This window comes from Cohnella baijiui (assembly GCF_020731285.1).
In the GTDB taxonomy this organism is placed as follows: Bacteria; Bacillota; Bacilli; order Paenibacillales; family Paenibacillaceae; genus Cohnella.
The window spans coordinates 1-18,042 of record NZ_JAJFOW010000003.1 but is presented as its reverse complement, the minus strand read 5'-3'; the positions used below and the strand labels follow the sequence as shown (position 1 = coordinate 18,042).

Annotated in this window: 16 protein-coding genes; 1 reads left to right on the top strand and 15 read right to left on the bottom strand. The window is 57.0% G+C overall.

Going from position 1 to position 18,042, the window contains the following annotated elements:
- Positions 1 to 4 precede the first annotated feature (4 nt).
- The 15 genes from LKX83_RS03710 to LKX83_RS03640 all read right to left on the bottom strand — a co-directional run bounded on the left by LKX83_RS03710 (position 5) and on the right by LKX83_RS03640 (position 17,400).
- On the bottom strand, positions 5 to 712 hold the full coding sequence (locus LKX83_RS03710) for a hypothetical protein (RefSeq protein WP_227880837.1): 708 nt from the start codon (positions 710 to 712) through the stop codon (positions 5 to 7).
- An 11-nt stretch (positions 713 to 723) separates the two neighbouring features.
- A complete protein-coding gene (locus LKX83_RS03705; protein ID WP_227880836.1) occupies positions 724 to 1,845 on the bottom strand; it encodes an SAF domain-containing protein in 1,122 nt (373 codons plus the stop codon).
- 47 nt (positions 1,846 to 1,892) lie between these two features.
- Entirely contained in the window at positions 1,893 to 2,504 is a 612-nt protein-coding gene (locus LKX83_RS03700) for a hypothetical protein (RefSeq protein ID WP_227880835.1), read from the bottom strand.
- 2 nt (positions 2,505 to 2,506) lie between these two features.
- Positions 2,507 to 2,677 carry a hypothetical protein gene (locus LKX83_RS03695; protein ID WP_021877785.1) on the bottom strand — a complete coding sequence of 57 codons (171 nt, stop codon included), beginning with the start codon at positions 2,675 to 2,677 and terminating at the stop codon, positions 2,507 to 2,509.
- Positions 2,678 to 2,760: 83 nt separating this feature from the next.
- Entirely contained in the window at positions 2,761 to 3,705 is a 945-nt protein-coding gene (locus LKX83_RS03690) for a ParB/RepB/Spo0J family partition protein (RefSeq protein ID WP_227880834.1), read from the bottom strand.
- Positions 3,653 to 4,480, bottom strand: a complete 828-nt coding sequence (locus LKX83_RS03685; RefSeq protein WP_227880833.1) for a ParA family protein — start codon at positions 4,478 to 4,480, stop codon at positions 3,653 to 3,655. Before LKX83_RS03685 ends, LKX83_RS03690 begins: the two co-directional genes overlap by 53 nt.
- Before the next feature lie 193 nt (positions 4,481 to 4,673).
- Complete coding sequence (locus LKX83_RS03680) at positions 4,674 to 5,612, bottom strand: hypothetical protein (RefSeq protein WP_227880832.1); 939 nt, start codon at positions 5,610 to 5,612, stop codon at positions 4,674 to 4,676.
- A gap of 426 nt (positions 5,613 to 6,038) precedes the next feature.
- Positions 6,039 to 7,520 (bottom strand): 23S rRNA (uracil(1939)-C(5))-methyltransferase RlmD, encoded by a 1,482-nt coding sequence (gene rlmD, locus LKX83_RS03675; protein WP_227880831.1) that lies wholly within the window; start codon positions 7,518 to 7,520, stop codon positions 6,039 to 6,041.
- 424 nt (positions 7,521 to 7,944) lie between these two features.
- A complete protein-coding gene (locus LKX83_RS03670; RefSeq protein ID WP_227880830.1) occupies positions 7,945 to 8,868 on the bottom strand; it encodes a diacylglycerol kinase in 924 nt (307 codons plus the stop codon).
- A gap of 13 nt (positions 8,869 to 8,881) precedes the next feature.
- Complete coding sequence (locus LKX83_RS03665) at positions 8,882 to 9,745, bottom strand: sirohydrochlorin chelatase (RefSeq protein WP_227880829.1); 864 nt, start codon at positions 9,743 to 9,745, stop codon at positions 8,882 to 8,884.
- Between the two features lie 278 nt (positions 9,746 to 10,023).
- Complete coding sequence (locus tag LKX83_RS03660; RefSeq protein WP_227880828.1) at positions 10,024 to 11,586, bottom strand: ABC transporter substrate-binding protein; 1,563 nt, start codon at positions 11,584 to 11,586, stop codon at positions 10,024 to 10,026.
- 125 nt (positions 11,587 to 11,711) lie between these two features.
- The gene (locus tag LKX83_RS03655) at positions 11,712 to 12,650 is read right to left on the bottom strand and encodes a carbohydrate ABC transporter permease (RefSeq protein WP_227880827.1); all 939 of its coding nucleotides are present in this window, start codon (positions 12,648 to 12,650) and stop codon (positions 11,712 to 11,714) included.
- Between the two features lie 27 nt (positions 12,651 to 12,677).
- Positions 12,678 to 13,670 carry an ABC transporter permease gene (locus LKX83_RS03650; protein ID WP_227880826.1) on the bottom strand — a complete coding sequence of 331 codons (993 nt, stop codon included), beginning with the start codon at positions 13,668 to 13,670 and terminating at the stop codon, positions 12,678 to 12,680.
- Positions 13,671 to 13,823: 153 nt separating this feature from the next.
- On the bottom strand, positions 13,824 to 15,491 hold the full coding sequence (locus LKX83_RS03645; RefSeq protein ID WP_227880825.1) for a response regulator transcription factor: 1,668 nt from the start codon (positions 15,489 to 15,491) through the stop codon (positions 13,824 to 13,826).
- Positions 15,492 to 15,579: 88 nt separating this feature from the next.
- Positions 15,580 to 17,400 carry a sensor histidine kinase gene (locus tag LKX83_RS03640; protein WP_227880824.1) on the bottom strand — a complete coding sequence of 607 codons (1,821 nt, stop codon included), beginning with the start codon at positions 17,398 to 17,400 and terminating at the stop codon, positions 15,580 to 15,582.
- 265 nt (positions 17,401 to 17,665) lie between these two features.
- Here LKX83_RS03640 and LKX83_RS03635 point away from each other — a divergent pair.
- A partial coding sequence (locus LKX83_RS03635) for a hypothetical protein (RefSeq protein ID WP_227880823.1) occupies positions 17,666 to 18,042 on the top strand: 377 nt, incomplete at its 3' end.

The window sequence follows — 18,042 nt, the reverse complement described above, 5'->3', positions numbered from 1 at the left end:
CTTTCTACCACACCCGCACCCGTTTACGGGCGATTGCCCAGGCTCGTCGCGCTGTCTTGCGGTTGCAATCGCCAAGCTGCTCCAGCATCGTCAGCAGCATCTCGCGAAACGCCCCGGTCAGCCCGCGAAGGTCGATGCGGCCGTGGTGTTGATTGTTCAAATCGACGGCTGCATCGCGTTCGTCCAAAGGGAAGCGAAACACCGTATCCTCCAACTGGATATGCCGCAACCGCTTTTCGGCTCGCCACGCTGCCAACTTTCCCGGTATGTCAGGGGAGAGCAACTCGAAAAACGAGATAGGCTCTTCCGTGTTCTGTAAGCCGAGACGAAGCATCAGCTCCTCGTTTTTCTCCAGCGATAACCGCCTTCCATCCCAGCACCACACCCGCTTATCAAACTGGGACAGGTTGTGGTGGAAAACAAATTCCGTATGGTCAGTGTCCACCAGCATGATGTCGTATGCCGGTGTCGTCCCTGCCTGTGCTAAGCTTCGTTCAAGCTGTTCGGGAGTGAGATAGCCGTAGGCCACATCCATACCTTCATAATCCTGAACGGCGCTATTGGCATAGGCGTGCGGCAGATAACCCCGAATCGACTGCGTGACGGTGGAATCCACCAACAGCACTTTATTCCCCAATGCCACAAGCAAGCGGCCAAGCACCAACAAAGCATGCGTCTTGTCCGCTACGCCGATAAAAACAATTTTTTTCATATCCGCACTCCTCATTGATTGAAGATGTTTTCCCACTTATCTTCGCTTGCCGGAGGCGCCTCGGTTGCAGGAGGCATACCCGATGGCAGCGACGGCGAAACGGCAGGAGGGGGCGTCTGTTGATTTTTCGGAGATTTCGTAGCTGCTGCACCAGCAGCATCACTCACGCTAGGCTGTGGACCATTCGTCGAAACTGCTGATTCTCCAGACTGCGGTGTGCCTACTGGCTGTGTTTCGCTCATGGCATTGCCCTGCCGCGTCGTCATCCGTTCGTTTTGTAACTGCTGCTGCACGGTTACACTACCGCTGGTGACGCGAAGTTTGTCCGAGTCGCTGACCGCCTTCAAATTGCCATCCAGCGTTTGACGCAACGCGCGGGCAAGTTCGATTTTTGCGGTTTCGAGCAGATTGGGATCGACCGCCATCAGGTTCAATACCTTCTGATTGGCCGGATAGTTGACCACAGCCGCTTCCTGTAAGCCCGGCTCGATGTACGGGAGGGCATACAGCCTTGCTCCCTGCAAGTACGCATCAATAATTGCGCTGGACGTTTGGAGGATGTCCATCTCATTCAGTTCCAGCCACACAACCGTACCGGACAGCTCCTGTACCTTCTTTTTAGATAAAAGAACAAAGTCCTCGCCGGTTGGAAAGCCGATGCGAACGTCAATATATTGGTTAGGCTTGAGATTAGAGGGAAGCTGAATGACCTGAAACTCCTGTATGCGCAAATCCTTCGGAATGGGCTGTCCTTCGTACAATAAAGAGGAAAGTAGCGGCATTCCTGATGCAAGCTCGATCTTGGCGTTTTTGCCGATGATGCTTTCCCGGTCGGTGATTACGCCCGGCGGAACCAAACTGACGGGCATCGGAACAGCCTTGAGGTCATCCGCTTTGAGCGAGACGCCTGCCGGTATCGTTTTTGCAGTCGTCCAGACATTTCGGCTGTTTTGCTGCTCCTCCTTTTTCAATTGCTGAATCTGCCGCTCATACTCCTCTTTCATCTGTTGCTGCTTTTGCTGCTGGTCGGTGTGCTGGATCAGCATATACAAGGCCGCTGCTACCAGAAGCGCCACGCTGATCGAAATGGCTCCCATGATGAGCGTGTTGCGGTGTCGATACGTCCATGGCATCGTTCACGATCTCCTTTCATTTATATAGAAGATACCTTGCGCTTCTCTTAGCGCGCTTCGCCTCGCGGACGCGGCTTTGATGGGGCTTGCTCCGCTTGTCGTTGTGCCAGCTTCTCGGCCGCCCATGTGGGCGTATGCTCCGGCTTCAGGAACCCCATCAGGTCTTCCCGGTTATAGCGGTATTCATCGCCGGAATAGAGGGTTTCCGCATAGACCGCCCGCCCACGTGAGTTCCCCGAAGCCCCGAAACCTCCCGTTACCCAAATCAACTGATGGTCTGCCGTGCGAAATTCCGGCCGCAACCAATCCAAACGGGTCACAACAATTCTGCCGCCGAGATCATCGTCACTTTTGATGGGCAGGCATTGGTCGGGTTGAATGGGAGGCATCGGCTCCGTGATCGTAGTGCGCTCGGTCTGGAGTTTCTCGATTTCCCATTGCAAGAGCTTGGTAAATTCCTGCATTGCGACCAGGTAATCCGCATATCTTTCTGCACCGTAATACTGATCGATACCAAACAAATTATTCTGCGAGCAATAGCAAACCAAATAGGGCTTTTCGGTATTCGTGATGTCGATGCCTAAAACAACCTCCACCCTGCCAATGGGTAGCGCTTGATAGACTTCGTAGTCACCGGCCATTCGTTTCTCTTGTTCCATCGTCAGCCCTCCCGGTTCTTTTTGCGGTCACGTTTCTTGTGCCAGCCTTCGGCTTCCTGAGCCTGCTTACGCAGTTGTGCTTCTTCCTCCTCAGATGGCCTACTACGCGCAAAACCCGGCTTTTCTTTCATCAGACGTTCATACTGACGCCGTTTTCCTTTCGTAAAGTCCATTGATGATCTCCTCCCCGAAAATGGGCATAAAAAAAGCTCTCCGTCAGGGGAGAGGGTGCATGAACAAGGCGGCAACGGGGGAATTACCGTTCGTGCTCCCTCTGCCGCCTTTTGTACCAGCTTTCCAGCAGTTGCACGATCAGGTCTTCCTTTTGTTTTTCCGAGAAGTCTCGTGGGAAAAAGCGGTCGATTCGTTCTCGCTGAATACTCATTTTTTCTTTCTGATTCGGCTTTTCCTCCGTTAGTATGGTGTAAATGACATCTGTATTCAGCCTGCCTTCTTGACTCATCTTTTTCATACGCTGAGCCTGTGCAAGTGAAGGCGTGCAGTCCTCTGCCTGCATGGTATCGAATAGGGCTTGCTGTTCTTTCTCGGCCAAGTAAGATAACTCAACGGCAGGATTAAAGGCAATCCGTTTGTCGTCTACCATTTCGAGAATGTGAGGAGTGAGTTCGGTTAGGCGAACGTATCTAAATATTTGGTTTTTGCTTTCGCCCATCTGTTCTGCTAATATCTCGCTTGATTTCTTTGCAGCAGACTTGTTCCCAACTTGGGAACGAGTTAAATCTGTTCGTTGTCCTTGTCTGTTCATTGCTTCCAATTTCATTTTGTAGGCAAAAGCTTTTTCACTCGGAGAAATATACTCCCGTTGCAGGTTGCTATCCACCATGATGATAGTCGCCTGATCGTCATCCAACTCGCGAACGAGACATGGAATTGTCTCCATACCAGCCAATTCACTTGCCTTCTTTCGACGATGGCCGGATACCATCTCGTATCCACCGCCTACCTTTGGCCGAACTAAGCCGGGAACAAGGACACCATACTGCTTGACACTATCCGCCATTTCTAACATCGCTTCATCCGCCCTAACCTTAAAGGGATGACCGGGAAATTCACTAATTTCAGCCAATGGAATATCCATCACCTTTTCCCGTTGCGAATCGTTGCGGCTTTCCTCTGTCGAGAATAAATCATCGACTTTGGTCAGCTTTATGCTGGCGAGCCGATCTTCTTTCGCTGCCAATATCCTGCACCTCCTTCGTAAGTGCAGCGTAGGCTTTAGCAACCTGTCCGTTCGGATCGTGGGCGTAAATGCTTTTACCCTTGGCGCTTGTTTCCGCCGCGCGGATGGACAGGGGGATTTCTGTATTGAATACACGCAGCTTATCCCCATAATCCCGACGCAAAACTAAAGAAATGTCTTTGGCGAAATTGGTTCGGCTGTCTACCATCGTGAGCAGCACACCGTCCACAGCCAGCTTCGGATTAATTTGACGCCGAACGCGGGCAACCGTCTGCAAAAGCTGTGTCATGCCTTTGGCGGGCAGGTAGTGCGCCTGTACCGGGATAATAACGCTATCCGCTGCTGCCAATGCGTTGATCGTCATCATGCCCAAGCTCGGCATACAGTCGATCAGGATATAATCGTAATCTGCTTTTACGGAATCGATGTACGAACGCATAATCGTTTCCCTACTCATCGTATTGACGAGTGCCACTTCGACTGCCGATAATTCGATGTTTCCCGGCATCAGGTTGATACCTTCGTGATGGTGCAAAATACCTTCCCTCGGTTCATACGGCTCCTCCGTCATACCCTTCACCAGCATCGTAGCCAGTGAAACGGATAGACTGTCCGGTTCATGGAAGCCCAGTGAATCCGTTAGGTTCCCTTGCGCATCTGCGTCCAACAGCAGAACCTTCTTGCCTTCCGCCGCCAAGCCAATGCCGAGGTTGACCGCTGTTGTCGTTTTGCCGACGCCGCCTTTCTGATTGGCAAGAGCGATTACTTTAGACATACTTTTATCTCCTTTCATGCAAAAAAGCCGATTACTCTGAAGTTCAGGGCAATCGGCTTTTCAAAAGGGTATCTATATAAAAAGAGAACGCCCCCGAAGTTGAAGGGACGCTCTCTTGGATATTCAATATTTTATAGATGGTCTTATTGTCCCACATTCTAAATAGACATATCTCGGTAATTCGACTTTCCTATTAAATTACGTAGTGTCCATAATAAACATCTGCAATGTTTAGTAAAAACCATTCCTCACTTTGACCAACTGAACTAACTCTAGAAAGGAGTGTCGCCAATATTACATTCCCCACCTCTAACTGCATTTCCTCAATCATTTTTACTTGAGGTAATGTCAAGTCAACGACAACTATTCCGCCTGTTTCTATATCAAAAAGGGTCATCTCTTTGAAGAGATCAGTGGTAATGTCTATTTCTGCAATATAATAGTTTGATGTGAAGCTCAAATTTTTGATGCCGGGAGCAATTTTTAAGTCAATTCCATTTTTAATTTTATAAATATTTCGCTGCCTTAACTTGAAGTCTTCAAACGACAATCTCGTATTACTAATTAGTTTCTCCAGAACTTCGTCAACGGGCAATTCTTCTGGACTAATTGTTTCCTTCAATCCAGCCTTATAGCAATTTATTGCCTTTATTGCACGTTCTTTTAGTTCATCTTGGCTCAGTCTCTTAAAATTTACATTGAAATGAACACAATCATTTCTTATAGCCCTAATGGTGTTGAAGTGCCGGAAAGTTGCCCGAGATATAACATTTCTTGACTTTAGAAGTTTTAATCTATCTATTTGCTTAAGATCCGTATCTTGAATATTGTTATTTGAAGCCATGTACTTGCAAAATTCTTCGCTGGTAATACCAATGACTGAAATCGTGCCAATGTAGTATCCAAATGAATAGAGATTTTCTGCTTCCTTTAATAAGTCAAAGAATCGCTCGTTAATTTTGTAGTATCCAATATCATCTAACTCATACCAACGCTCTGCTATCTCGCTTATTTCATTTCGTATACGTTCCTGAATAATTTTCCCCAGATGGATTTTATCTTGCTCTATATGCTGAGCAGCTTCAGATTCGCTCTTATCGGAATAATCGTTTTTAACAAAGTCAATATACACGGGATTTCCTCCTGCAATATTTTTATTGGTGCAGCTTTACTTCATTATCTGTAATTTCAAAAGCAAATAAAAGGGTAAAAGTATTACGATAGTGAGAATTCATCTTTCTGCGTTAAGAGGAGTGTCTATCCCCAGATTGATTAGATTCTTAGCTCAAACTAATAAAGCCAATGCCGGAATAAAAAATGCACTAAGCAGCAAAGGCAACACCGGCTTTTTTGAAAAATAGTTATATAAAAAGAAAACACCCTGAAAGGTGTTCTCTGAACTTTCTATGCTTCAACTAAAATTCACTTGAAGTAGCCACCCATTTCAAATCCAAAACAATAGAAACCTCAATTTTATCGTTCAGTACCTTATTCCTAAAGTCGCTTCCGGCAATCGTAAACGACGCATACTGCGCAGAATACTGATAATTAAGGACTTCTAGGTATCGACCCGACATATTCCTACCACGCACTCCACATGCACCGTATGCGGAAACATATCCACCGGCTGCACTTCGACCGTCCGATAACCGCCATCCTCGAGAACGCGAAGATCACGCGCGAGCGTAGACGGGTTGCAGGAGACGTAGACAATGCGTTGCGGCTTGAGCTGGAGCATCGTCTCCAGCAGCGCCGGGTCGCAGCCTTTACGTGGTGGGTCGACGACGATGACGTCGGGCGTTACGCCTTCGGCTTGCCAGCGAGGGAGAATGACCTCGGCCGGACCGACGGCGAATTCGGCGTTGCGGATGTCGTTCAGCTGCGCGTTGCGGCGGGCATCGTCGATGGCTTCGGGGACGATCTCGACGCCGTAGACGCGGCGGACGTGGCGGGCGAGGAAGAGCGTGATCGTCCCGATGCCGCAGTAGGCGTCGACGACGGTCTCTTCGCCGGTGAGCCCGGCATATTGAACAGCCGAATTGTACAATCGCTCGGTCTGCATTGGATTCACCTGGAAAAAGGAGCGCGCGGAGATCGCGAAGCGGATGTCGCCAATTTCGTCGTAGATGACGTCGCTGCCCCACAGGGCGATGGTTTCCTCGCCGAAGACGAGTGACGATGCGGCTGTGTTGACGTTCTGGCAGATGCTCGTAACGCCGGGCACCTGCTCGCGGATCAGGCCGACGAGCTCGTCGCGATGCGGGAGGTCGCGGCCGTTGGTGACGAAGACGACCATTCGCTCGCCGGTCGCCTGGGCGTGGCGGACAATGACGTGGCGAAGCAGGCCACGGCCCGTCGTACGGTCGTAGGCGGAGAAACCGAGCGAGCGGGCGATCGTCTTGACAACGCGGACGGTGTCTTCGTTCTCCTGCTGCTGAATGAGGCAGGCCTCCATGTCGACGATGTCGTGGCTGCCCTGCTCGTAGAAGCCGCCGACCAGTCCGCCCTCGCCCGTGCCGATCGGCACCTGGGCTTTGTTGCGGTAGCGCCACGGCTCGTCCATCCCGATGATCGGATGGACGACGACGGGCGGCCGCCCGTCCGACGCCTGCGCCCCGTCGCCCGCTGCGGCGCCGCCGTCCAGCGGCGCGATCGGCAGCTTGCCGATGCGCGCCAAATTGTCGGCGACGTGCTGCCGCTTCCACCGCAGCTGCGCCGCATAGTCCCAGTGCTGCAGCTGGCAGCCGCCGCACGCGTCGAAGATCGGGCACGGCGCCCCGCGCCGGTCCGGGCTCGGCTCGAGCAGCGCCGTCATCCGCGCGCGGCCGAACGACTTGCCGACGCTGACCACGTTGGCGCGCACCTTGTCGCCGGGCAGCGCCTGCGAGACAAAAAGGGTATACCCGTCCACCCGGCCTACCCCTTCGCCTTCATGCGTCAACCCAACGATGTCGGTGACGATCGATTGTCCCACGTCCACCGGCAGCCCGGTTGGACGGGTAGGCACCCTGCGGGCGCCTCCGTGCTTGTTGTGGCGCATCGCCTAACCACTCCGTTCCATCTATCGATGCACGCTGGATGCCTACGTTACGTGCTTTCTTCCTCTCGCACTTTCTATCCCGCGTGCCTCTTCCACTCGCACTTTCTATCCCGGTTGCCTCTTCCTCTCGCACGTTCTTCCCCGCGCGCCTCTTCCACTCGCACTTTCTTCCTCGCGCGCCTCTTCCACTCGCGGGCCTTCCCCGTCCCGCAATTAAATGCAATTCTACAACTAAATTCCTTCTCTTATCCTTAGAATGCCGAATTAGCTGCATTCGTACATCTAATTTCGCGTGTAACCGTTCCAAACGCGGAAATCCGCCAAATTAAATGTACAATTACAACTAATCATCGAATCCAGATGATTTCGTCCCAAATTAGATGTACTTTTACATCTATTCGCGTTCTGCCACAAGGCGACCACCCTACCGATGATAGCTGGACTCCCCGAGCTCGTCTACGATGATATGGATATGCGAAGGCAGGATGGTGAAGGACGCCGCCATGTCGCCGCCGTACTCGCCGTCGAGGTTGAGCTGGACGCCGTCGTCGGTGAACACTTCCAGCTTGCTCGTCTGGAACAGCGTGATGTGCGAGTCGTTCACGTGTTCGCCGCGCATCGCAAGCGTCGCGATCCGGATGAACTCGGCCAGGTTGCACTTGCGCATGAGCAGCACGTCGAATAGGCCGTCGCCCGTCGAAGCGTTCGGCGCGAGCTTCTCGAAGCCGGCGACCGAGTTGCTGTTGGCCACGAGGAACAGCATGTACTCGTCGTTGAATTCGCCGATGCCTTCGGCCACGATCTTCATCTGGAACGAACGCAGGCTGACGATTTTCTCGAATCCGCGTATATAGTAGGCGAGATGCCCGATCATTGTCTTGAGCTTGCTCGGCACCTCGTACGAGAGCTGGGTGAGCGAGCCGCCGCCGGCGATGTTGATGAAGTATTTGCCGTCCGCCTGGCCGATGTCGATCGGGCGCGTGTAGCGCTTGACGATCAGGTCGCACGCCTGGTCCCAACGCTTCGGGATGCCGTGCGCGCGGGCAAAGTCGTTGGTCGTCCCGAGCGGCAGGATGCCGAGCGCGGGCCTGCGCTCGTGCCGGGCGAGACCGTTGACCACCTCGTTCAGCGTTCCGTCCCCGCCGGCGGAGATGACGAGATCGAAGCCCCGCTCCACCGCGTCGGATGCGGCCTGTACCGCGTCTCCCTCTCGCTCCGTCGCGTGGCAGGACGTCTCGATGCCGCCCCGCTCCAGCTTCTGCAGGATGGCCGGCAGCCGCCGGCGCACTTCTTCCCGGCCGGATGTCGGATTATATATCAATCTCGCTCTGATCCGATTGTCCAACATGATCCCCTCTTATCTACGATCTCCTGCCGTCCTCTTGGATGTCGGTCAATCCCGCGATGGCACGGCGCACAAGCCAGTCGCCGACCCGCGGATGCGGGAGCAGCGCGCCCTCCGCATAGACGCAGTCGAGCCCGGCCAACCGCCGCGGAATGGCCTCCGACGTGAAGTAGCCCTCGCTCAGAAAAACCGGCAGCGCGATCACCCGCGCCCCCGGCCGACGCGCCCGCAGCAGCGCAACGCGCGAGGCGACCTCGTCCGGCCGCAGCATCGCCGTCTCCGCGTCCGCGTATCCGCACCGCGCCGCCAATTCCGCGGCGAGGCTGCCAAGCTCAGTCCGCCACGCCTCGTGAAACCACGGCTCGTCGCTGCCGTGCCCGATGAGCAGCAGCACGTCCATCTCTTTATCGTCAGACGTCCCTTCGCCCAGTTCCCCCGGAACATCCAATCCCTTTAGCCCCGCGAGCTTATCCGCCAGCACGTCCGCGATCTCCGGATCGCCGCCGATCGGCTGGCCGTAGCGCAGCTGCGCGCGCACCGCGACCGGCGCCAGATCCGTCTCCCGCCGCGGCGTCTCGTACGCACCGAGCGCCCAGCCGATCTCGTCGACGTGCGTGCTCCCGCTCGAGACGAACAGCGGCACCGCCGCGATGTCCGTCACGCCGAGCGCCTCCAGCGCATGCACGCCGTCCTGGATGAGCCGGCCCTCGACAAGCTCGAGATAACACGCCACGACCGGTATCGGCTCGGCCAGTCCGAGGCTCGCGAGTTGCACCGGATCGTTCAGCCGCGCCCGCGCGGCATCCACGATGCCGTCGACCCGTGACACCCACGCCGGCTCCCGCGAACCGTGGCTGATGACCAATACGCCGGGCTTCATGATGGAGGCGCCTCCTTGCCTGTCTAACTCATACACAGCTCATTTTAAATAGGTAACCGAGCGCATAAATGCTTCATCATCCATGCTAGCGAATCGTCATCGCAATGTCAACGCGACCGCCCGCCGTCCCGACCCGCGCGCCGCCTTTGTTCATCGCTTCGTCACCGCTTCGCTCGAACCGCCCCCGCCTAAGCAAAGAACCGCCGGGCGCGCGGCGCCCGACGGTTCTTTGCTGCTCTCTATCTTCAACATTTCTACTTATTAATAAGAGCCGGGCCTTACTTGCCCAAGAAGGCGTTCAGCTGCTTTTGCTTCTCGGCGATAATGTCGTCGAGACCGTTGGCCTTCAGCTTCTTGTAGTACTCTTCCGCCTTGGCCGGATCGATGGAGCCCGTGTCGAGGCCCGGATCGTACTGCTTGCGGATGTTGCTCTCGACGGACACTTGCGACTTGACCGGCTCCGCGTTAAACGTGAAGCCCAGCCCCGGGGAGTTGTGCGCGTCGGTGTTGAACGCCTTGAACTGCTCCCATTTGTCCGGCGCTTCCGTGTTCCAGACGTAGTTCAGGAACTGGCTGCCGAGCATCCAGGCGGCGCCGATGCTGTAGTTGCCAGTGTTCGCCGTCGGCGAGATGATCTCGCCTTCGCGGGAATAGTGGTCGCCTTCAATCCCGAAGTTGATCAGGTTGTTCAGCTGCTTGTCGGAGTGCAGCAGGTTGATGAACATCATCGCGCGCTCCGGATCGCCGGAAGTGGAGGAGATGCCCAGCATCGAGCCGGCCGTGTCGCTCGTGGCGACCGTGCGGGCGGTCATGGCCACTTGGCCCAGCTTGCCGGCGAGGCCGGTCGCGTTGGCGAGCTCGGCGTCTTTGCCCGGCTTCAGCGGGGACGGCACCATGAAGACGTTGCCCTTCTTCAGCGCGTCGTTCACGCCGAGCTGCGTCGTCGCGGCGTCTTTGTTGATATAGCCTTTCTTGAAAAAGTCGCGTGTAATGTTCAGCGTTTCCTTGTAGCGCGGCTGGTCGAAACGGGCTTTGACCGTCGTGTCTTCGCCGTCCTTCATGATGACGCCGTCGATCGTGCTGTCGCCCAGGTAGTCGTACTTGGCGAAGTAGTGGGCGTTGAAGTTTTCGCCGTCGCGCATGAAGATCGGGATCATATCCGGCTTTTTGGCTTTGACCTGGGCCAGGATCGGCTCGAGATCGGCGATCGACTTGACCGCTTTGATCTGATCCGTCAGGCCGAGCTCGTCGGCGATGTCGGTGCGGTACACGATGCCGCCTTGTTCGGCGAGCTCCTTGTTCGTCGGCACGCCGTAGTTGAAGCCGTCGATCTTGGCGCCCATGAGGAACGCCTCGGGCAGCGTAGACAGAATGTCCTGGCCGTATTTCTCCAGCAGGTTGCCGTACTTGCCGCTCGGGTCGTTCAGCTTCAGGAACGCACCCTTGGCGACGTTCGCCGAGTGGCCGTTCCATGACGCGGTGAAGATGATGTCCATCGGGTCGCGGGAAGCGATCGCGAGGTTCATCTTGTTGTCCCATTGGCCCCAATCGATGAAGTTGATGTCGAGCGTGGCGTTGATCTTTTCCTTCAAAATCTTGTTGATCTCCGTCTCGACCTTCGCTTCGTCCTTCGGCGGCGTGCCGGGGAGGAAAAGCGTCAGTTTGTAATCCTTCAGGTCGGACGCGGGCGAAGCCGACTCCGACTCGCTCGGGGACGGCTCGGCGGATGCCGACGGCGACGCGTTGCCGCCGCTGTTGTTGTTGCCGCCGCAGCCGGCGAGAACGGTCGCCAGCGCCGCGAGCGCTAGTGCGGACTTGCCGAATTTGCTCTTGCTGAGCATGGGTGTTGCCTCCCTTTTCTGAGGTAAAAATCGAATATGCTCGAACCGGCCGGTAACCGGTAGAAGCCATGCGTATAGGCAAGCCGCGGACGGCCGGAGCGCGAGCCCGGGGCGTGCCGGCCCCGTCAGCCCTTGACGGCGCCGACGGTGAGACCCTGGATGAAGTACCGCTGGAAGAACGGGTAGATGAAAATGATCGGCCCGATCCCGACGACGGCCATCGCCATCCGCGCGGTCTCGCTCGGCATCTGGAAGTTCGGATTCGCCTGCATGATCGCCGAGTACGCCTGCGAGTTGGAGCTGAGGTACGCGATGTCGAGCAGCGTCTTGTACATCCGGAACTGGATGCTCATCAGATTGTCCTGCGAGATGAACAGCAGGCTAAGGAACCAGTCGTTCCAGTAGTTCAGCGTCGAGAGCAGCCCGACCGAAGCGAGCACCGGCAGCGAAAGCGGAATGACGATCTGGAAGAACGTCCTCAGCTCGCCCGCGCCGTCGATCTTGGCCGACTCCATCAGCGCCGGCGGGATCGAATTCGAGAAGAACGTGCGGATCAGGATGACGAAGAAGCCTTGAACGAACAGCGGCAGCATCAGGACGAGCAGCGTGTTTTGCAGATGAAGCCCTTGCTTGTAGACCAGATAGAACGGAACGAGCCCGCTGTTGAACAGGATCGTGAAGAAGATGATGAACGAAAAGACGTGGCGGTGCTTGAAGTCCCGGCGCGAGATCGGATACGCGTACATCGTCATGATCGTCAGCGAGACGATCGTGCCGACGACGGTGATGAAGATCGAGACGCCGTACGATTGCACGATCGGCTTCCAGTCGGCGAGCAGGAAGTCGTAGGCGCCCAGGCTGAACTTTTCGGGCCACAGCTTGTAGCCGTTCAGGGCCACCGATTTCTCGTCCGAGAACGACACCGCGACGACGAGGAGCAGCGGCAGGACGCACAGCAGGCTGTAGATCCAGAAAAACGTATTGATCGCCGTATTGGCGCCGTTCGAAATTTCGTTGGCGGAAAATCGCTTCTTTTTAACCGCGGTTGCGTGGGCGGTAGCCATGGGGAATCCTCCTTCGGAATGGGTCGGTCAGAACAGGGCGTCGTCTTTGCTGATGCGGCGGACGATGAGGTTCGCGGTGAGCACCAGGATGAATCCGATGACGGCTTGGTACAGCCCTGCTGCCGAGGACATTCCGATATCGCCCGTGACCAGGAAGCCTTGGTACACGTAGGTGTCGATGACCAGCGTCGTGTCGTACAGCGCGCCCGCGTTGCGGGTGACTTGGAAGAACAGGCCGAAGTCCGCGTAGAAAATCCGGCCGATCTGCAGCAGCGTCATGATGATGATGACGGGGCGGATGAGCGGGATCGTGATGCTCCAGACCTGCCGCCACTTGGTGGCGCCGTCCATGTGGGCGGCTTCGTAATATTCGTTGTCGATGCCGACGATCGCGGCGAGATAGATGACCGCGTAGTATCCGATGCCCTTCCACGTGTTCACGATCGGCAGGATGACCGGCCACCACTTCGGATCCGAGAACCAGTCGATCGGCTGCGCCCCGAACCAGGGCAGGATGAAGCGGTTCATGATGCCGATGTCCGGGTTCAGGAACGCGTAGACGAGGTAGGAGAGAATGATCATCGACAGGAAATACGGCAGAAACATAATCGTCTGGTGCAGCTTGGCTTGCCGCCGGTTGCGCATCGCGTTGAACATGAGCGCGAAGCTGACGCCGACGATCAGGTTCATGACGATGAAGACGGCGTTGTACAGAATGGTGTTGCGCGTAATCCTCCAGGCGTCGCTGCTGGTGAACATGTAGTGAAAGTTGTCCCAGCCGACCCACGGACTGTCCATGAAATTCTGAAAGAAGCTCGGCGACGCGTACGTCATGTTCTTGAAGGCGATCAGGCCGCCGATCATCGGGATGTAGTTGTTGATGATCAACACGACGAGCGCCGGCGCCATCATGAGGTAAAAGATGCCGTACTTTTGCCAGTACCCCTGATTCAGCGTCTTCGTCTTCGCGTTGGCCTTGGCCGGCGCGGGCTGCGCCGCCGCCTGCGTAGCTTGGTCCATCTCCATCACAATCCTTTGTCTTGTCTTTATCTCTGTTCCGGTTGTGATGTCATTGTACAGGGAGCGTCCGCCGCCCATCTATCTACTGGGGTGACTCACATAGCACAATTGTGACATGGACCTCGTACGCGTCCCGCAGCCTTCATGGCTTCTTCAGACCGCTTGGTGCTTTTTGCGGTATTCTTGCGGGGTGAGGCCGGTAATCTTTTTGAACAGCTTGGCGAAATACGAGAAATGGACGTAGCCGAGCCCTTCGGCGATGTTGCTGACCTTGTCGTTCGTGTCCGTGAGCAGCCGTTTGGCCCGTTCGATCTTCGTCTGCGCGATATAGTCGGTGAGCGACAGTCCCGTTTCCTTGCGGAACAGGCGCGACAGATAGGCCGGATTCCGGTAAACGGACTGGGCGATGTCGTCTCGGCTCAGATCCTGGTGCAGATGGTCCTGGATAAACGACTGGATCTTCGCGACGACGGCGGACGCGTCCCGCTGCCGGTCCTGCAGCGCGAGCGCGGCCTTCCGCACCAGCTTCGTCGCCCAGGCCTGCATCTGCTGCGGCGTGCGGCAGCCCTGCCCTTCGCCGAGCTCCGGGGACGCGACGAGCTCGCCCGGCGGGATGCCTTGGCGAAAGGCCGTTTGGTACAGCATGTGCGCGAATCCGTAGTAGAACAGCTCCAGCTGCTCCCGGCTCGCGCCGTCGCTCTGGAACCGCTGCAGCGCGTTTTCGATCGCGGCGATCAGCTCGTCGGTATTGGCGTTGTCCAGCAGGATGCCCCACTCGACGAACGGCGGCAGCGCAAGTCCGCCCGTCCCCGTCCCGCTTCCGGCTTGCGCGTCGTCCCGCTCCGCCAGCGCGTCGATGACGGTCTGCGTCCGCGAAACGTTGGCCCGCTCCTGCCGGGCGAGGCTCTCCAGCCCGTCGGCCAATCCGGCGATCGTCGTCAGCCCGCCCACGTAGCACGATACCCTGCAGTGGAAATAGTCCTGGCACGCTTGCACGTACGCGCGGCATCGCGCGAGCAGGGCGGATCGGCCGGCGTCTCCGGCGTTCCATTCGCCCGCTCCCGTCTCTTCTCCCGGTCCGGCTTCACGCGCGTACAGCAGCACGACGCTCCGCTCGCTGCGGTCCTGCAGCGCCGCGCCGGCACCGGCTTCGCCGACGATAATCTCCTCGGCCGCCTTGCGCAGCGCGTACTCCATGATGCTCTCGTCCCGCGCGTCCAGCTCCATTTCCCATTGCTCCACGCTGAGCAGCACCGGCAGGACGCGGCCGTGCGCCGTTAGCGGAATGCCGTACAGCGCGAACTCGCGGCCGAGCCGCTCCGCGGACAGCGGCAGGCGCCCCGCCAGCGCTTCCTGCCAGAACTTCTCGACCAGCACCGGCAGCTGGTTCGTCCACTGTCGCCGGTATTTGTCCAGCGTCTCCTCGAACGCCAGCTGCTCCCGGCGCCGCTCGATCTCCCGCACCGCCCGGCGAACGATTTCCTTGAGCACGTCGTGGTCTACGGGCTTCAGCACGTAGTCGAAGCAGCCGTAGTGCAGCGCCTCCTGCGCATATTCGAACCGAGCATGGCCGGTCAGGAAGATCGTAAGCGTTGCCGGCGAGCGCTCCCGGATATGCCGCAGCAGCTCGATCCCGTTGGCGCCCGGCATCTCGATGTCCGAGATAACCAGGTCGACCTGCTCCCCTTCCAGCAGCTTTTGCGCCTCGGGCACGTCCTCCGCCTCCAGGATCGTCCCGATCGGCAGGTCGCTCCAATCGATCCCTTGGGTGATCCCCTTGAGCGCATAGATTTCGTCGTCTACAACCAGCATCGTCAACATGACGCTTCTCCCCCTTTTGTCCCTCTGCCGGATGATTTTCTTTTTGCGATAACGTTTTCTAAAGCCTGCATGGAACTTCCGGCCGCGCTCACGCGGACCGGTCCCCGCTCTCGTCCGGCCGCGCGAGCTCCTCCGACTCGATGGCGCGCAGCCGTTCGTACGGGAGACGGATCGTCACCACAGCTCCGCCCCCCCCGGCGTTGCCGAACGAAATGCCGCCGTTGTCGCCGTACAGCATCTTGAACCGCCGCAGCACGTTCCAGATGCCGAGATGCTGCTCGCCCGTTCCCTCCGCGTGCGTGCCGCTCTGCAGATTCGCCAGCAGCGCCGGCTCGAAGCCGGGCCCGCTGTCCGACACGGTCAGGAGCAGGTAGCGGCCGGGCGCCTCGGGATCGTCCTCCGTCGCGATGGCGATGCGGAACACCGAGCCGTTCGGCAGCCGTTTGTTAAAGCCGTGGATGACCGCGTTCTCCACGAACGGCTGCACCATGAGCGGCGACAGCCCCCATCCCGCGTGCTGCGGCAGGACGCGAATCTCGTATTCGAGCTTCGTGACGTAGCGCACCTTTTGGATTTCCAGGTAATGCTCGATATGCTTGATCTCGTCCTCCAGCCGCACCGTCGCCCGGTGGCTCTGCATGAGGAACCGGAAGTAGTCGGCCAGATGCAGCGACAGCTTTTGCACGGACTTGAAGTCCTTCAGCGCCGCGAGGTTGTAGATGATGTTCAGGCTGTTCATGTAAAAATGCGGGTTGATCTGCACCTGGAGATGCTTGTACTCCGCCCGCTGCACGCGCAGCTGTTCCTCGTAGACGTCGATCTTGAGCCTCTCGATCTGCTCGGCCATTTGGTTAAACGTCCCCGACATGAACGCGAACTCGCTGCTCTGGTCCGTCGGCAGCCGGATGTCGAAGCGCCCCTGTCCCAGCTTGCGCATGCCGCGGATGAGATCGACGAGCGGCTTGAACATGATGCGCTGCAAAAACACCAGGTAGAGCGACAGCATAATCGCGACCAGAAGCGGAATCCAGTAATAGAGCACCTTTTGGAAAAAGGGCAGGTTCTGCAGAATGTCGTCCTCCCGCATGACGATCGCGTAGACGACGTCCGCCTTCTCCGCCTCGCGGGCGAGCACGAGATAGGAGCGGCCGTCCTGCTTCACGATGCCGTACGACCCGGATTGCTTCATGATCGCCTGGCGGAACGCCTCGTCCTGCATGAGCGGGGAGCTCGTGTCGTTCAGCACCTGGCCGGTAGGATCCAGCACAAAGGCGCCGCCCTCTCCGCCGACGTCGAAGCCCTCCAATCCCCGCAGCAGCGACGACGACCGGACGATGACGCCGGCAAAGGCGCTCAGGCCCAGATCGTGCGTCCGCATCAAATAATGGATGTCGGTGCCGCCGCTTTTGACGGTCAGCGAAATCCAGCGGGCGCCGTCTTCGTCGAGCTTGCCGTTCGACTGCAGGTGCTCCCGCGACCATTGCAGCAGGAAGTCCCGCTTGTCCGAGTAGGTCGAGTTGTCCTGGGTGACGAAGTACAGGTCGTCTTCCTTGCGGTCGAAAATATACAGCGTGTCCTTGCGGTTGTAGATGCCGCTCGAGTCCAGCATGAACTGGTTCATGAGCCGGATTTTCGCCAGGGTGTAATCGCTGTCATTGCTGCGCAGCGCTTGGATGATCGGAACGTCGGGATTGTGGTCCAACCGGATGAGGTAGGAGGTGTACTCATCGAGGACTTTGTCGTTCTCGATGACGTTGAGGGTGAGGAGCTTGTTGTAGTGCGATGAGATTTGCTGCCGCACGACGTTCATGGCATACAGGTTGTTGTAAATCAGGAACAAGACCATAGGCGCGATGATCAGCATAAAGCCGAAGACGACCTTAAAGCGCACGGACTGCCATACACGCATGCTAGTCTCCCCTTGCACTCTCGCATGGATATCGTTTTCTTCACTTAGCATACTTGTCGCCGGCGTCGCAGGCAATCCATTTTTGCGAGGGGCATTAGTGTATGCGGCGTGGCTCGCGGCGCAGCGATTTCGGCGAATGGAGGTCGCGCGGGCGGGGATTTCGGTGAATGTAGGTAGTTAGGATACGCACATTGGCGCGCGGGCGGCGCTCTCGGCGCATGTAGGTGGTTTGCATACGCACATTGGCGCTCGGGCGACAGTTTCGATGAATGTAGGTAGTTTGCATACGCACTTTGGCGCCTGGGAGGGACTTTCGGCGAAAGTAGGTAGTTTACATACGCACATTGGCGCGCGGGCTGGGATTTCGTTGAATGTAGGTAGTTTGCATACGCACATTGGCGCCGGGGCGACAGTTTCGATGAATGTAGGTAGTTTACATACGCACTTTGGCGCCTGGGAGGGACTTTCGGCGAAAGTAGGTAGTTTATATACGCACATTCGTGCTTGGGCAGCACTTTCGCCGAATGTAGGTAGTTTGCATACGCACATTGGCGCCGGGGCGGCACTTTCGCCGAATGTAGGTAGTTTGCATACGCACATTGGCGCCGGGGCGGCACTTTCGGCGAATGTAGGTAGTTTACA

Excerpts from the sequence above, each read along its gene's own strand:
- LKX83_RS03710 (WP_227880837.1), bottom strand. The coding sequence starts at position 712 with ATGAAAAAAATTGTTTTTATCGGCGTAGCGGACAAGACGCATGCTTTG.
- LKX83_RS03705 (WP_227880836.1), bottom strand. The coding sequence starts at position 1,845 with ATGCCATGGACGTATCGACACCGCAACACGCTCATCATGGGAGCCATT.
- LKX83_RS03700 (WP_227880835.1), bottom strand. The coding sequence starts at position 2,504 with ATGGAACAAGAGAAACGAATGGCCGGTGACTACGAAGTCTATCAAGCG.
- LKX83_RS03695 (WP_021877785.1), bottom strand. The coding sequence starts at position 2,677 with ATGGACTTTACGAAAGGAAAACGGCGTCAGTATGAACGTCTGATGAAA.
- LKX83_RS03685 (WP_227880833.1), bottom strand. The coding sequence starts at position 4,480 with ATGTCTAAAGTAATCGCTCTTGCCAATCAGAAAGGCGGCGTCGGCAAA.
- rlmD (WP_227880831.1), bottom strand. The coding sequence starts at position 7,520 with ATGCGCCACAACAAGCACGGAGGCGCCCGCAGGGTGCCTACCCGTCCA.
- LKX83_RS03670 (WP_227880830.1), bottom strand. The coding sequence starts at position 8,868 with ATGTTGGACAATCGGATCAGAGCGAGATTGATATATAATCCGACATCC.
- LKX83_RS03665 (WP_227880829.1), bottom strand. The coding sequence starts at position 9,745 with ATGAAGCCCGGCGTATTGGTCATCAGCCACGGTTCGCGGGAGCCGGCG.
- LKX83_RS03660 (WP_227880828.1), bottom strand. The coding sequence starts at position 11,586 with ATGCTCAGCAAGAGCAAATTCGGCAAGTCCGCACTAGCGCTCGCGGCG.
- LKX83_RS03655 (WP_227880827.1), bottom strand. The coding sequence starts at position 12,650 with ATGGCTACCGCCCACGCAACCGCGGTTAAAAAGAAGCGATTTTCCGCC.
- LKX83_RS03650 (WP_227880826.1), bottom strand. The coding sequence starts at position 13,670 with ATGGACCAAGCTACGCAGGCGGCGGCGCAGCCCGCGCCGGCCAAGGCC.
- LKX83_RS03645 (WP_227880825.1), bottom strand. The coding sequence starts at position 15,491 with ATGTTGACGATGCTGGTTGTAGACGACGAAATCTATGCGCTCAAGGGG.
- LKX83_RS03640 (WP_227880824.1), bottom strand. The coding sequence starts at position 17,400 with ATGCGTGTATGGCAGTCCGTGCGCTTTAAGGTCGTCTTCGGCTTTATG.